This window comes from Allobosea sp. LjRoot9 (genome assembly GCF_964252745.1).
Classification (GTDB): domain Bacteria; phylum Pseudomonadota; class Alphaproteobacteria; order Rhizobiales; family Beijerinckiaceae; genus Allobosea.
On the sequence record NZ_CAXUPC020000006.1, the window covers coordinates 103567 to 118042 of the forward strand.

The 14476-nt window shown below is 64.0% G+C and carries 15 protein-coding genes; 7 read left to right on the forward strand and 8 right to left on the reverse strand.

Going from position 1 to position 14476, the window contains the following annotated elements:
* Nucleotides 1-1044: an ArsJ-associated glyceraldehyde-3-phosphate dehydrogenase gene (locus ACSQ3P_RS21955; protein WP_436167607.1), complete on the reverse strand. Its 1044-nt coding sequence runs from the start codon at nucleotides 1042-1044 to the stop codon at nucleotides 1-3.
* Nucleotides 1045-1178: 134 nt separating this feature from the next.
* On the opposite strand from ACSQ3P_RS21955, the gene ACSQ3P_RS21960 reads away from it, so the two are divergent.
* Both ACSQ3P_RS21960 and ACSQ3P_RS21965 read left to right on the forward strand, forming a co-directional pair.
* Nucleotides 1179-1697, forward strand: a complete 519-nt coding sequence (locus ACSQ3P_RS21960) for an arsenate reductase ArsC (RefSeq protein WP_436167608.1) — start codon at nucleotides 1179-1181, stop codon at nucleotides 1695-1697.
* 41 nt (nucleotides 1698-1738) lie between these two features.
* Complete coding sequence (locus tag ACSQ3P_RS21965) at nucleotides 1739-2590, forward strand: helix-turn-helix domain-containing protein (protein WP_436167609.1); 852 nt, start codon at nucleotides 1739-1741, stop codon at nucleotides 2588-2590.
* 207 nt (nucleotides 2591-2797) lie between these two features.
* On the opposite strand, the gene ACSQ3P_RS21970 is transcribed toward ACSQ3P_RS21965, so the two are convergent.
* Nucleotides 2798-5908: an efflux RND transporter permease subunit gene (locus ACSQ3P_RS21970; protein ID WP_436167610.1), complete on the reverse strand. Its 3111-nt coding sequence runs from the start codon at nucleotides 5906-5908 to the stop codon at nucleotides 2798-2800.
* On the reverse strand, nucleotides 5905-7029 hold the full coding sequence (locus ACSQ3P_RS21975) for an efflux RND transporter periplasmic adaptor subunit (RefSeq protein WP_436167611.1): 1125 nt from the start codon (nucleotides 7027-7029) through the stop codon (nucleotides 5905-5907). Before ACSQ3P_RS21975 ends, ACSQ3P_RS21970 begins: the two co-directional genes overlap by 4 nt.
* 95 nt (nucleotides 7030-7124) lie before the next feature.
* On the opposite strand from ACSQ3P_RS21975, the gene ACSQ3P_RS21980 reads away from it, so the two are divergent.
* Complete coding sequence (locus ACSQ3P_RS21980) at nucleotides 7125-7763, forward strand: TetR/AcrR family transcriptional regulator (RefSeq protein ID WP_436167612.1); 639 nt, start codon at nucleotides 7125-7127, stop codon at nucleotides 7761-7763.
* A gap of 86 nt (nucleotides 7764-7849) precedes the next feature.
* On the opposite strand, the gene ACSQ3P_RS21985 is transcribed toward ACSQ3P_RS21980, so the two are convergent.
* Complete coding sequence (locus tag ACSQ3P_RS21985; RefSeq protein ID WP_436167613.1) at nucleotides 7850-8377, reverse strand: GNAT family N-acetyltransferase; 528 nt, start codon at nucleotides 8375-8377, stop codon at nucleotides 7850-7852.
* A complete protein-coding gene (locus tag ACSQ3P_RS21990; RefSeq protein ID WP_436167614.1) occupies nucleotides 8365-8760 on the reverse strand; it encodes a DUF1778 domain-containing protein in 396 nt (131 codons plus the stop codon). The genes ACSQ3P_RS21985 and ACSQ3P_RS21990 overlap by 13 nt, the downstream gene beginning before the upstream one ends.
* 392 nt (nucleotides 8761-9152) lie before the next feature.
* Here ACSQ3P_RS21990 and ACSQ3P_RS21995 point away from each other — a divergent pair, with 392 nt between their 5' ends.
* Genes ACSQ3P_RS21995 through ACSQ3P_RS22010 form a run of 4 tightly spaced genes read left to right on the forward strand, consistent with a single transcriptional unit; the run spans nucleotide 9153 to nucleotide 11376 of the window.
* The gene (locus tag ACSQ3P_RS21995) at nucleotides 9153-9764 is read left to right on the forward strand and encodes a glutathione S-transferase family protein (protein ID WP_436167615.1); all 612 of its coding nucleotides are present in this window, start codon (nucleotides 9153-9155) and stop codon (nucleotides 9762-9764) included.
* Entirely contained in the window at nucleotides 9765-10250 is a 486-nt protein-coding gene (locus ACSQ3P_RS22000; RefSeq protein ID WP_436167616.1) for a hypothetical protein, read from the forward strand.
* Nucleotides 10247-10720 carry a hypothetical protein gene (locus ACSQ3P_RS22005; RefSeq protein ID WP_436167617.1) on the forward strand — a complete coding sequence of 158 codons (474 nt, stop codon included), beginning with the start codon at nucleotides 10247-10249 and terminating at the stop codon, nucleotides 10718-10720. The genes ACSQ3P_RS22000 and ACSQ3P_RS22005 overlap by 4 nt, the downstream gene beginning before the upstream one ends.
* A complete protein-coding gene (locus ACSQ3P_RS22010) occupies nucleotides 10717-11376 on the forward strand; it encodes a uracil-DNA glycosylase family protein (protein WP_436167618.1) in 660 nt (219 codons plus the stop codon). Before ACSQ3P_RS22005 ends, ACSQ3P_RS22010 begins: the two co-directional genes overlap by 4 nt.
* Here ACSQ3P_RS22010 and ACSQ3P_RS22015 read toward each other — a convergent pair.
* The 3 genes from ACSQ3P_RS22015 to ACSQ3P_RS22025 form a co-directional block, all read right to left on the reverse strand.
* A complete protein-coding gene (locus tag ACSQ3P_RS22015; protein WP_436167619.1) occupies nucleotides 11367-11735 on the reverse strand; it encodes a hypothetical protein in 369 nt (122 codons plus the stop codon). The two genes, ACSQ3P_RS22010 and ACSQ3P_RS22015, sit on opposite strands and share 10 nt — an antisense overlap.
* Nucleotides 11736-11920: 185 nt before the next feature.
* A complete protein-coding gene (locus ACSQ3P_RS22020; protein WP_436167620.1) occupies nucleotides 11921-13015 on the reverse strand; it encodes a TRAP transporter substrate-binding protein in 1095 nt (364 codons plus the stop codon).
* Nucleotides 13016-13350: 335 nt separating this feature from the next.
* Complete coding sequence (locus ACSQ3P_RS22025; protein ID WP_436167621.1) at nucleotides 13351-14436, reverse strand: TRAP transporter substrate-binding protein; 1086 nt, start codon at nucleotides 14434-14436, stop codon at nucleotides 13351-13353.
* Nucleotides 14437-14476: the final 40 nt, after the last annotated feature.

Below are 14476 nucleotides of genomic sequence, written 5' to 3' on the forward strand. Positions count from 1 at the left end.
TCAGATCCCGACCTGTTCGAGATGGCAGGCGAGATCGACCATGCGGCAGGCATAGCCCATCTCGTTGTCGTACCAGGCGTAGACCTTGAGCATGGTGCCGTCGGTGACCAGCGTCGACAGGCCGTCCACGATCGAGGAGCGCGTGTCGCGCTGGTAGTCGATCGAGACCAGCGGCCGCGCCTCGAAGCCCAGGATGCCGGCGAGCGGCCCCTTCGCAGCAGTCCTGAACAACTCGTTGACCTCGGCGGCCGTCGTCGGGCGCTCCAGTTCGAAGACGCAATCGGTCAGCGAGGCGTTGAGCACCGGCGCACGAACGGCGTGGCCGTCGAGCTTTCCCTTGAGCTCAGGATAGATCAGCGCGATCGCGGTGGCGCTGCCGGTCGTCGTCGGCTGGAGCGAGAGCATGGCGGAGCGGGCGCGGCGCAGATCCTTGTGCGGCGCATCGACAACAACGTTCGTGTTCGTCGGGTCGTGGATCGTGGTGATCTGGCCGTGGCGGATACGCAGGTTCTCATGAACGACCTTCACCACGGGGGCGAGGCAGTTGGTGGTGCAGGAAGCGGCCGTCACGATCGGATGCAAATCGGGCTTGTAGAGATGTTCGTTGATGCCGACGACCACGTTGAGGACCGACGCGTCCTTCACCGGCGCGGCGACGATGACGCGTTTGGCACCGCGCTTCAGATGCCCCTCGATCGTCGCAGGCATCAGGAATTTGCCGGTACATTCGAGCACGACATCGACGCCGAGGTCGCCCCAAGGGATATCTCCGGGCGCAGCGTGAGCCGAGAAGCCCATCCGGCGCTCGCCGATGCGGATTCCGTCCTCGCTCTCTGGGCCTATGTCGGCGCGCCAACGGCCCTGCATGCTGTCGAATTCCAGCAAATGGGCCGTCGCCAAGGCTCCGCCCTTGATCTCGTTGAGATGCACGACGTCAAGCCGGTTGCCTGCACGCGGATCGTCGCCCTGGCGCTCGGCGGCGCCGAGTGCCGCCCTCAGAGCCAGGCGCCCGATGCGCCCCATGCCGTTGATGCCGACCCGCATGATCCATGCTCCCTACGATGATCCTGATGGGTCAATCGCCCGAACCAACATGACATGTCAATATGTCGATTGACTCCGACATATAAATCAATCAGCTATTATGTCGGCCTTAACCGACATAATGAGATCAAGCTATGGAAACAGCTCCCCTGAAGGTCCTCTTCGTCTGCAAGGGCAACCACGCCCGCTCGATCATGGCGGAATCCATCATGCGGCGGCTCGCCGGCGACAAGTTCATGGTCTTTAGCGCCGGAAGCCAACCGCAGCCGGAGATCAGCCCATTCGTTGCTCGGCTGCTGAAATCCCTGAATCACGATATGGCGGGCTTGCATCCCAAGAGCTGGAACGAGTTCGCCCAACCCGGCTCGCCGGAGCTCGATTTCGTCTTCACCTTGTCCGAGACCGCAGCCAACGCGGTGCCGCCCGCCTGGCCCGGCAACCCGATGGCTGCGCTCTGGACGCTGCCCGACCCTGCCACCGTCGAAGGGGAAGACGTGCAGAAGGCGCTTGCCTTCGCGGACGCCTACCGCATGCTCAATAATCGGATCTCGATCTTTTCGAGCTTGCCGCTGTCAACGCTGCAAGGCATGGCGCTGCAGCACCGTCTCGACGCAATCGGGAAGGATATGGGCAGAAGGGACGACGCGGCGTGACGCCAGGACTTGACGGATCGAGGCTGGATTCTCCCGACGCAGTGGCGCTGCTCGGCGCGCTGGCGCAGCCCACGCGGCTGGAGATCTTCCGCCTGCTCATGCGGTATCGCCCGCATGGGCTTGCCGCCGGAGACATCGGCCGGCTGCTGGCCGTGGCGCACAACACTTTGTCGACCCATCTGGGCGCGCTCGAACAGGTCGGACTGCTGGCGTCGCGGCGGGAAGGCCGCCACATCATTTTCGCCGCTCAGGCCCCGCGCGCCGACGCGCTGCTCGCCTTCCTCTCCGACGCCTGCTGCAGCGAGAGGCCTGTGGGATGCGCGCCCATTTTGCTATCCGTCCCGGCTCGCCGGGAGTTTGTTGCCAGCGAGCGTCCCTTGCGCGTGCTCGTGGTCTGCACGGGTAATTCGGCCCGCTCGATCATGGCGGAGGCGGTGTTGAATCGTGAAGGTCTCGGGCGGATCCAGGCCTATTCGGCCGGTAGCCGTCCGCAGGAGGTGCCTCATCCGCTGGCTCTCGGCCTGCTCGCCGACCTCGGCTATGACATTTCGGCGATGCGCTCGAAGTCCTGGGACGAGTTCCTCGCTACCGCTGCCCCTGAACTCGATCTCGTCATTACGGTCTGCGACGACGCGGCCGAGGAGATATGCCCCGCTTTCCCTGGCGTGCCGATGCGGGTGCATTGGGGGCTGGACGATCCTGCGTCGGTCTCGGGCCCGCAAGCGGCCAAACGTGCCGCCTTCCTGCAGAGCTATCGCGACCTGACCGCTCGCGTCACGGCCTTCGTCAACCTGCCGTTCGAGGAGATGCCGCTGCGCGAGCTGGAACCTGTTCTGATCGCCATCGGCCGGATGGACGGCGCGACTGATAAATCGCTGGAGCAGGCCGCATAACCACCGCTCCGGCCACAACCTCGCCGGCAGGATCTCACGCAAAGTTCTCTGTAAAGCTGGCATGGAGCCCGCATGTCATCGAGCTCTTCCAGTTGCTAGAGCAATTTCCGATCCCATTGGATCGTTCACAGCTAGAACAGGATCGCTCATGTGCGGACCGTCGAGCCCGACGGTGCCGTTCAGCCGTTTCGGCGCTTGGCCGGAACCCTACTCGGCAGCCAGTGCCGGTCGCAGTTCCGGTTCCCCCGTTGAAACCTCATGGTTCCCGTCCACAGTCGGCTTGATGCGGAACCATGTGGCATAGAGGGCCGGGAGGAAGAGCAGGATGAGCACGGTCCCGGCCGCCGTGCCGCCGATCAGCGTGTAGGCCATTGATCCCCAGAACACCGAATGGGTGAGTGGAATGAAGGCCAGGACCGCTGCCAACGCGGTCAGGATGACTGGCCGCGTCCGCTGCACCGTCGCCTCGATCACGGCGTGATAATCGTCAAGTCCGGCCGCCTGGTTTTCCTGGATCTGCTCGGTCAGGATCAGCGTGTTGCGCATCAGGATGCCCGCCAGACCGATCAGGCCGAGGATGGCGTTGAAGCCGAACGGCTGGTCGAAGACGACCAGCATCGGAACCACCCCGGCTAGCCCGAGCGGCGCGGTCAGCATGACCATGGTCATCGTCGAGAGGCTGCGGACCTGCAGGATGATGACGATCAGCATGGCGGCGATCATCACCGGGAATATCTTGGCGAGCGCATCGTTGGCCTTGATCGATTCCTCGATGTTGCCCGCCATCTCGATGCGGTAGCCGACCGGGAGCGAAGCGATCAGGGGCTGCAGCGTCTTCATGACCTGCTTAGAGACTTCCGGTGGCTGGGTCGCCTCGTTGACGTCGGAGCGGATCGTAATGATCGGCGTGCGATCGCGGCGTTTAAGGATCGGCTCCTCGAACCGGATTTCGGAGCGCCCGATCTGATCGAGCGGTACCTGGCGGCCATCCCGGCTCATCAGCGAGAAATCGGCCAGCCTTGCCGGGTCCAAACGGTTCTCGCCGGCGCTGCGGGCTACGACCGGCACGTTGCGAATATTTTCGCGAACCTGCGTCACCGGGATACCGCTGACCAGCATCTGCATCTGCTGGCCTGCCTCTGCCGGCGACAGCCCGATCAGATTGAGCCTGTCCTGGTCGGGAATGTAACGCAGCACGGGCGAACGGTTGCCCCAGTCCCGGTTCGCCTGCCGAACATCGGCGACGCCCTTCATCAGGCCGAGGGCTTTTTCGGAGATCTGGTAAAGCTGCGCCGGATCGGGCCCCATGACGCGGAATTCGACGGGGAACGGCGTGTAGGGCCCGAACACGAGCTGCGTGACGCGGATGAAGGCTTCGGGCGCGAGGCCCTCCGATATCGCATCGCGCAGCCGATGCTTCAGCGTCTCGCGCGCTTCGGCATTCGCGGTCAGCACGACGATCTTGGCAAAGGCCGGGTCCGGCAGTTCCGGCGCCATGGCGAAGAAGAAGCGCGGCGCGCCCTGGCCGACATAGCTCGTGACGATCTTCGCCTCGGCCTGATCCTTCAGCCAATGTTCGACTTTTGCGACGGCGGCCGTCGTCGTTCCGATGCTGGAGCCCTCCGGCATGCGAACCTCGATCAATACCTCCGGTCGATCGGATGTCGGGAAGAACTGCTGTTTCACCGCGCCCATGCCGAGCCCGGACAGGCCCATGGCGATCACGACGACGGCGCAGGTCACGAACTTGTGGCGCACGGTGAACTTGATGACGCTGCGCAAGCGCCGATAGTTCGGCGTGTTGTAGATCGCGTTATGGCCACCCTCGACCGGCTTGATGTCCGGCAGCATCTTGACGCCGAGATAAGGGGTGAAGACCACGGCGACGATCCACGAGACGATCAGCGCGAAGCCGACGACCCAGAAGATATTGCCGGCATATTCGCCGGCGCTCGAACCGGCGAAGCCGACTGGCATCAGGCCGATGATCGTGACCAGCGTGCCCGAAAACATCGGCGCGGCCGTGTGGCTCCAGGCGTAGGCAGCCGCCTTGATCCGGTCCATGCCTTCTTCCATCTTTACCACCATCACCTCGATGGCGATGATGGCGTCGTCGACCAGCAGCCCCAGCGCGAGGATCAGCGCGCCGAGCGTGATGCGATCGAAGAAGCGGCCGGTTTCCAGCATGATGAGGAAGACGACGGCAAGGGTGAGCGGCACCGCGAGCGCGACGACGATGCCGACGCGCCAGCCCAGGGCGACAAGGCTCACGAACAGCACGACGCCGAGCGCCATCGCGAATTTCAGCATGAACTCGCTGACCGCGGCTTCGATGTTGACGGCCTGGTCACTGACTTTCGCGAGCGTCATGCCGAGCGGAAGCCGCTCGGCGATCGCGCTCGATCGCGCTTCGAGCGCCTTGCCCAGTTCCAGCCCGTTCCAGCCCTGCTGCATCACCGCGCCGAGCATGATGGCGGGTTCGCCATCATGGCGGATGATGTAGGTCTCCGGGTCCTGATAGCCGCGGCGGACATCCGCAACATCGGAGAGTTTCAGCGTACGTCCGCCGGCGACGATCGGCGTGTCGGCGATCGCCTGGATGCTGTCATAGGCGCCGTCGAACCGGACGAAGACCTGCGGGCCGCGCGTGTCGATGGAGCCTGCCGGCGTGACGGTATTCTGGCGTTGCAGCGCACTGGCGATGTCGCGTGCGGACACGCCGAGGGTTGCGAGCTTGGCATAGGAGAACTCGACGAAGATCTGTTCGGGCCGCTCGCCGAGAATGTTGATCTTCTTGACGCCGGGCACATGCAGAAGGTCCTGACGGATGACCTCGGCCTGACGCGCCAGTTCGCGCATCGGCATGCCCTTGGCTTTGAGCGCATAGAGGCCGAAGCTGACATCGGAGAATTCGTCGTTGACGAAGGGCCCGAGCACGCCCGGGGGCAGGTTGCGGGCCTCGTCTCCCAGCTTCTTGCGGGCCTGATAGAACTCCTGTTCGACCGCCGAGGGAGGCGTGCTGTCCTTCAACGTGATCGTGAGAAAGGCGAAGCCGGGACGCGCTATGGTTTCGACGCGATCGTAATATGTCAGCTCCTGGATACGTTTCTCGAGCGGCTCGGAGACGAGGTCCTGCATCTCGCGGGCGGTCGCGCCGGGCCATGCGACGGTGACCGTCAGGCTCTTGATCGTAAAGGACGGATCCTCCGCCCGTCCCAGCTTGACGAATGCGTAGAGGCCCGCGGCCGCCAGCAGAATGATGAAGAACAGGGTGATGGCTCGCTCGCGAACCGCGATCGCTGAAAGATTGAAGCTCATCGACTCGCCGCCTGTGCTTGAACACCGGTCCGGACGGCGGCGCCGTCCGTCAGAAGATGAGCACCGAGCGAAACAACCGGCTCGCCCGCGCTCAGTCCGGAGATCACGGCAGTCTCGTTGGTCACGCGCACCAGCCTGACGGGGCGAAACCTCACCGTCGAGGTCGCTTCATCCATCAGCCAGACACCGGTTTTCTGGCCGTCATCCAGGACCGCTCCGAGCGGCACTTCCATCTCCGGCTGGCTCGCCTGGTTTGCCAGCCGGATGGTCACGGTTGCCCCGAGCGGTGCTGCTGCGCCCTCGCCATCAAGCACATAGCGCGCTTCATAGGTGCGGGTCTGGGCATCCGCAGAATCCGACAATTGCCGGAGCGTGGCCGCGTAGCGGCGAGCCTCGCTCCCATAGAGGCTGGCCACGGCCGCCGAGCCGATGGCCGGCCTGATCGTCTCGGGCAGTGCGACGACCGCCTCGCGAGGGCCGGCCTGGGCCAGCCTGATGACGGTCTGGCCGGCGGTGACGACCTGTCCCGGCTCACCGAGGGTTTCGACAACCGTGCCATCGGCATCGGCGATCAGAAGGGAATAGCTCGATCCGTTTTCCGCGACCTTCTCGTCCGCTTCCGCGGCGGCGAGCTGCGCTGAGGCTGTGTCCAGCGCCGCCTTTGCCTGTTCGTAGCGCTGCGGGCTCGCGGCGAAGCCATCCCTGACCAGAACGGCGTAGCGCTTTTCGTCAGCCCTTGCCTGAACCAGGACGGCGCGCGCCGCCGCAGCGGCATTGCGTTTTGCGGTGAGCGCGAGCCGCAGGTCGGTTTCGTCGATCCGCATCAGCGCCTGGCCGACTGTCACGGCCTGGCCGACATTCACGAGCCGTTCGACGATCTTGCCGGTAACGCGGAAGCCGAGATTGCTCTGGACCCTGGGAGCGATGACGCCGGTGAAGCGGCGTTCGGCTTCGGCGACCGGTGTTGCCGCAACCAGCCTGACGATCGGAGCATTCTGCCGCGGGTCGCTCACGGCAGAAGCCTTCTGCGGGCGCGCCGAGAGCACGACGAACGCCGCCACCACTGAGGCTGCGAGCACGACGCTTCCTGCGGCGATCACCGATCTCTTTCTCTTGCCCATAGCCTTCTTGCCCATCGCCTGCTTGCCAATTAGATTGTATTCGAACTCTATATCGATTATAGATGTCGAACGCAATCTAATTATGGAGATCGGCAATGCGGGTCAGTCGTGTCCAGGCGCAGGAAAACCGGCAAGCGGTGATCGATGTGGCAAGCCGGCTTTTCCGGGAGCATGGTTTTGACGGCATCGGCCTGAAGGATCTGATGGCTGGTGCCGGGCTGACGCAGGGCGCCTTCTACAAGCAGTTCGAATCCAAGGACGACCTGGCCGCGCAGGCCTCCAGGCGCGCCTTGGAGAGCGCCTTGGGCAGGTGGTCGGCCGCTGCCGGGGCCAGCCCTGAAGACCCGCTTTCGGCCGTGGTCGAATTCTATCTCAGCATGGGTCATTGCGCGGAGAAGACAGATGGCTGCCCGGTCGTCGCGCTGGGTTCCGATGCCGCCAGGCAAGGTCCCGACGTGAAGGCGTCGTTCGAAGCCGGGATAAAGGACTATCTGGACATGATGGCAGGCTGGGTCGGCAAGCCGACAGACGACAAGTCGACCGACGACAAGCTGGCCGAGGGCGACGAGCCGGACGGTCGGGCCATGGCCGTCCTCTCGACGATGGTCGGAGCGGTGCTCCTCGCGCGCGCCGTCAACGACGAGCAGATGTCGAAGCGGTTCCTGCAGGCTGCTGCCGAGAGCGTGCTGCTGCAATCGTCGGCGGGCCATGCACGGCCGGGACAGCACCAATGACGATGGCTTGCGTTAAGGCGCGCAGCGCAATTGTCGCAATTCCTGCGGCTGCAGCCTTATGAGGTTTCGTTGAACTTCGCTGTGTTTCAGCCGAGAGCCCTAATCGCAGTCTCAATCGGCATGAACATCGTCCTGCTCTCCGCAGGGAACTCAATGAAGTCGAAACGCTTGTAGAAGGCCGCGGCATTATCATCGACAGCGTGCACGAGGACGCCTCGCACGCCGATGATTTTGGACGCTTGGATTGCCCGAAGAAGAGCGTCCTTCAGAAGGCCGGCACCAATACCTCGTCGCTCGTGAGATTTGCACACCGCCAAGCGACCAAGCACGATCATCGGCACGGGGTCCGGGCTATTTCTCCGCAGCTTTCCAGGGGCTGCAGCCAATCTGACAGAGGCGCTCGAAATGCAGTAGTAACCCACGACGAGATTGCGCTCGGCGCAGACATATGTGCGGCTGGTTTGCCCTTCGCTTTTCACGGCGCGAGCCTTTAACCAATCGTCGAGGGCATCGTGGCCGCAGGCGAATTGGCTCAGATCGTGATGAGAGGTGATAGGGCTCGGGGGCGACAGGCCGCCCCCGAGCTTCGTCGATATGTCCGTTACTTCTCCCATGGGGATTTCTCTGCGAACAATCTCTTCAGTCGTGAGCTAGGCGGCGGCGGATTGTCGAGGACATCCATAAACGCTTCGAACTGCGCCTCATTCAGAGAGAACAGCTTCTGATCGATCAAGACATCGATCGCGTGCTGCTTCGCACTCTCCAGCATGAACTCCGTACGCGTTTTCCCGACGACATTTGCAGCGGTATCGATGAGATCTCGTGTCTGCCGGGGTACTCTCAGATTTATCGTTGTCGTCTTCGTCTCCGATGCCGGTCGCTTCATTACAGCTGCGGCGGGTGGCATTGTCAGGGTTCCATTCTCTCCGGGTTGATCGCGCTTGGCTGCGCGGGTTGATCGATCTGCCAATCGGTCAACACATCGTTGATAAGCCATATTCGTATCCACATCGTCAACACACATAACGTCGTATGCGCATTGCAGTTCCAGCACGCAGCAATCTGGGCACGGACGAAATCTTGACCACGATCGGCAATGATCGAGCATGATTGCCCCAGATTCGACCCTAGGAGTGATTTGGGCCTGAACCGCACCGTCATTGCGAGGAGCGCAGCGACGAAGCAATCCAGGTGCGGCAGAGCAAGCCTTCCTGGATTGCTTCGGCTCATGCTCGCAATTGTCCTGGATGGTATCGACCGAACCGAGGCCCGCTTCCACGCGTCGCCCGTGATAGTCATCGCCAAACATCGATCATGAAATGGCGTCATCCTGTTGACCGCAAAGGCCTCGCCATGGTCGGGTCGGCCCGCAAAAGGGAGGGGTCTTCGATGAAGCTCTATGATGGCGGGCGGGCGCCCAATCCACGGCGGGTGCGGATCTTCTTCGCCGAGAAGGGTATCCCTCTGCCCGAGCTCGTGCCGGTGGATATCGCCAAGAAGGAGCACAAGAGCGAAAGCTTCACGCGCATCAACCCGCTGCAGCGGCTGCCGGTGCTCGTGCTCGACGATGGCACCGCGCTCGCCGAGACCATCGCGATCTGCCGCTATATCGAGAGCCTCCACCCGCAGCCGCCATTGTTCGGGGTCGATCCGAAGCAGCAGGCGCTGACCGAGATGTGGAACCGCCGGGTCGAGCTCGGCCTGTTCAGCAGCGTCACCGCCGTCTTCCGCCACAGCCACCCCTCGATGGCGGAGCTGGAGGAGCAGGTTCCCGAATGGGCCGAGGCCAATCGCGAGCAGATCGAGGACCATCTCTGGATCCTCGAGCTCCAGCTTGCCGGCAACCGCTTCGTCTGCGGTGAAAACCTGACCGTGGCGGATATCACGGCCGGCATCGCGATCGATTTCATGAAGCCCTCGCGTATTTCGCTGCCCGAGGATTTCGTCCATATCCGCCGCTGGCACGCCGAGCTCTCGGCGCGCCCGAGTTGGAAGGCCTGAATGCGCGCGATTGTCGTCTTAGTGCTGGCAACATTGGCGCTGGCATCTCTGGCGCTGGTCTCACCCGCCTCCGCCGCCGAGCGGCTGAGCGGCGAGGCGATCAAGCGCGCTTTTGAGGGCAACACGGTCAGCGGCCGCTATACCAATGGCGGCTTCTTCACCGAATATCACGACACGGATGGCCGCGCGCTCGGCCATAATGGCTGGCAGCCCAACAAGGACGCCTGCTGGATCACCAAGGAGGATCAGGTCTGCTATTATTACGGCCCGCCGACCGACCGCACGGTGCATTGCTTCACGGTCGAGGCCACCGAGAAGCTCTATGTGCTGCGCAACGTCTCCAACGGCCAGATCAATGCCTTTGCGACGGTCGAGCTCGGCAATCCGCGCAAGCACAGCGACAATGGCGCGCCCTGGTATTGCGACGGGCTGATCTCGCGGGCGCCGGCCCTGCCGATGTCGCGGCGCAGGTTCGCGGCCCGATGATGCGGCGGCTCGCCTGCGCTGTCCTGGTCGTGGGCCTGTCGCTTTCCGCCGGTGCCGTCGGCCATGCCGCCGAGCGCCTGAGTGGCGATGCCATCCGCAAGGCATTCGAGGGCAATACGGTGAGCGGCCGCTATTCCAACAACAACCTGCCCTTCAGCGAATTCCACCACCCCGACGGCCGCGCCAGCGGCCACAACCGCAATGTCGCCAATACGGACGCCTGCTGGATCACCACGGCGGAAGCGGTCTGCTACTACTATGGACCGACCGAGACGCGCCGGACCTATTGCTTCACGGTGGAGCTGAGCGGCCGGCTCTATGTGCTGCGCAGCCGGTCGAGCGGGCGCATCAACGGCGTCGCCACCATCGAGCCCGGCGATCCGCATGGCTTCAGTGCCGGCGCTGCGCAATGGACCTGCGACGGGCTGATCTCGCGTGCGCCCGGCCGGTCCCGCTTGGCGCGGCGGTGAGCCTGGCGGAGCCGCTCGAGGCGGTGCTGCGGGATCTGCGCGCCTGCCGGATCTGCCGCGATGCGCCGCTTTATCCGCCGCCCTTGCCGCATGAGCCGCGCCCGGTCATCCAGGCGAGTGCGACGGCGAGGCTCTGCATCGCCGGGCAAGCGCCGGGCACGCGCGTCCATGCCAGCGGCAGGCCTTTCACCGATCCCTCCGGCGTCCGTTTGCGCAGCTGGCTCGGGCTCGACGAGGCCGCCTTCTACGATGAGGCCAGGGTCGCCATCGTGCCGATGGGGCATTGCTTCCCCGGCCTCGACGACAAGGGCGGCGACCGTCCGCCGCGCCGCGAATGCGCGCCGCATTGGCGCGCCCGCGTCCTCGCGGCGCTGCCGGAAATCGAGTTGGTGCTGGCGATCGGTCGCTATGCCCAGGCCTGGCATCTGGGGCCGAGCGGGGGCGCTTCGCTGTCCCAGACGATGGCGAGCTGGCGCGAGATCCTGGCGCGGCCGGTCATGCCGCGCGTGCTGCCGCTGCCGCATCCCTCCTGGCGCAACAATGCCTGGCTGACGCGCAACCCCTGGTTCGAGGCGGAACTGGTGCCGGTCCTGCGCGCCGAGATCGCGCGGCTGGTTTCGAAAGCTGTAACGGTGGCCCCGCCAGCTCAGCGATAGCCGTAAGTGTAGCCGTCGAGCCCGCGGTCGACGCGGCCCCTGGCCTGGATGACGGTGCGCACCGGACCCAGGGTCGTCTGGTCGCGGGTTTCGAGACGCACGCCAGCCTGTGCCGCCGAGCCGGTCCGGCCGCCCGTGCGGACACCGTATTCGACGGCGACGGAGCCGCCGAGCCGCACGCAGGCCGTGCTGCCTTCCATGCGCACGAAGCCCGGGCCGTATTCGGGGCAGGGGCGGGCGGTCGTGGCGGGTTTCCAGGGCGTCGCCTTGGAGGTCGTCGTGCTCTGCCCGGGAATCGGCTCGCCGATGACTTGCGCCATGGCGGGACCAGCCGCGACCGCGAGCGTCGCGAATGCCAAGGCTCGGATCAGTACAGTGAATCGGATCAGCACGGTCGGAACCTTCGGATGCGCGATGCGACGATGGTAACGACAGAATTCCGGCGAAGCCATGGCCGCGGGCCTTGGGAGAGGAAAAACCCCGGCCTTGCGGCCGGGGTTCGTCAGGCTTCGAGTTGGACCAGAAAACTGGCCGGTCGCTCTTTTCAGAGCTGATTGGCCGCGCGCGCGCGGATCAGGAAATTGTCATAGGAATATTCGGCGATCTGGAACCAGAGATACTGGTCGCCGCGGAAGGCGGACATCGCCTCGTAGATCTTCTTGAAATCGGCGTTCTTGGCCGAGGTCTCGGCATAGACCTCCTTCGAGGCCTTGAGGCAGGCTTCCAGGATCTCCTGGGAGAAGGGTCGCAACTGCGCGCCCGCACCGACGAGCCGCTTCAGCGCGGCCGGGTTGCGCGCGTCGTATTTGGCCTGCATGTCGACATTGGCGAGTGCCGCGGCCGTGGTCAGGATCGATTTGTAGACCTTCGGCAAGGCGTCCCATTTCGCCGTGTTGATGAAGAAATGCAGCGCTGCGCCGCCCTCCCACCAGCCCGGATAGTAATAAAATGGCGCGACCTTGTTGAAGCCGAGCTTCTCGTCATCGGCGGGGCCGACCCATTCGGCCGCGTCGATCGTGCCCTTTTCCAGCGCCGGATAGATGTCGCCGCCGGCGATCTGCTGCGGCACCACGCCGAGCTTGCTCATCACCTGCCCGGCGAAGCCGCCGATGCGCATCTTGACGCCTTGCATGTCGGCGACGGTCTTGATCTCCTTGCGGAACCAACCGCCCATCTGGCAGCCGGTATTGCCGCCGGGCAGCGCGTAGATATTGGCCTTCTTGTAGAACTCGTTGAGCAGCTCCATGCCGCCGCCATGGTAGAACCAGGCGTTCTGCTGGCGGGCGTTGAGGCCGAAGGGCACGGCGGTGCCGAAGGCGTAGGTCGGATCCTTGCCGACATAGTAATAGGACGCGGTGTGGCACATCTCGACGGTGCCGTTGGTGACGGCGTCTGCGGCCTGCAGCCCGGGCACGATCTCGCCGGCGGAGAAGACCTGGATCTGGAACTTGCCGTCGGTCGCCTCCGAGACGGCCTTGGCCAGGATTTCCGAAGCGCCGTAGATCGTATCGAGCGATTTCGGGAAGGATGAAGTGACGCGCCACTTCACCTCGGGCATCGCTTGCGCGATGGCCGGGCTCGCGATCACGCCGGCGGCTGCGCCGGCTCCTGCAGCCTTCAGAAAATAGCGACGCTTCATCTGGACTTGTCCTCCCTCAAAGACGGTGCGCGTGCCGGGTTGGTCCAGTCTTCGCGTTCCCACAAACAAAGCAGGTCTTTTCGCCAGCGCAAGCGAAAAAGCATGGCGAGCATGCAAAAATGACATGGCTGCTTTAAAATCCACTACCTTTGCGCGCAAGACTCTGCATTTCCGGCGGGGCAGGGGCATATCAGTGAGTTCATGCTGTCAGCTGACATGAAAAAAGCCCGGCAACCGCCGGGCTTTGAGGGAGAACTGTCGTTGAGGGGGAAGGCCGCGCCGGAGCGCGGCCGTCCACGAAGTGGGAAATGCCGCGCCGGAGCGCAGCCCCTGCCTCAGCGAGAGCGCGTGCGCACCTGGAAGACGTCGAAGGTCAGTTCCGCGACCTGCCACCAGAGATAATGGTCTCCGCGGAAAGCGGCCATCGATTCGATCGCTTTCTTGAAGTCGGGGTTCTTGGCCGAGATCTCGGCATAGAGCTCGTTCGAGGCCTTGAGGCAGGCTTCCAGGATCTCCTGCGAGAACGGCCGCAATTGCGTGCCGGCACCGACGAGGCGCTTCAGCGCCGGCGGGTTCACGACGTCGTACTTCGCCGCCATCCAGTTGTTGGCATGGGTGCAGGCGGCGGTCAGCGCGGCCTGGTAGGCCTTGGGCAGCGAATTCCACTTCTCCAGGTTGACGAAGGCATGGACCGTCGGCCCACCCTCCCAGAAGCCCGGATAATAGTAGAACGGCGCGACCTTGGAGAAGCCGAGCTTCTCGTCGTCATAGGGGCCGACCCATTCGGCGCCGTCGATCGTGCCTTTTTCCAGGGCCGGGTAGATATCGCCGCCGCCGATCTGCTGCGGCACCACGCCGAGCTTCTGCAGCACCTGCCCGGCGATGCCGCCGATGCGCATCTTGATGCCCTGCAGGTCGGCGACGGTCTTGATCTCCTTGCGGAACCAGCCGCCCATCTGCGCGCCGGTGTTGCCGCAGGGCAGGCCGTAGATGTTGAACTTCTTGTAGAACTCGTTGAACAGCTCGTTGCCGCCGCCCTGGTACAGCCAGGCGTTCTGGCCCCGCGCATTGAGGCCGAACGGCACCGAGGCCGCGATCGCGAAGGTCGGATCCTTGCCGACATAGTAATACGACACCGTGTGGCACATCTCGACGGTGTTGTTGGTCACGGCGTCGGCCGCCTGCAGCGCCGGCACGATTTCGCCGGCGGCGAAGACCTGAATCTGGAATTTGCCGTCGGTCAGGTCGGAGACCATCTTGGCCATGACCTCGGCGGCGCCATAGATCGTGTCGAGCGACTTCGGGAAGCTCGAGGCCAGGCGCCATTTCACTTCGGGGTTGGACTGGGCGACGGCCGGCATGGCGACCGCTGCGGCGGCAGCGCCGGCAGTGGCGGTCTGGATGAATTGACGACGCTTCATGGGAACATTTCCTCCGGGATTTCAGCAAAATGATGCGCAG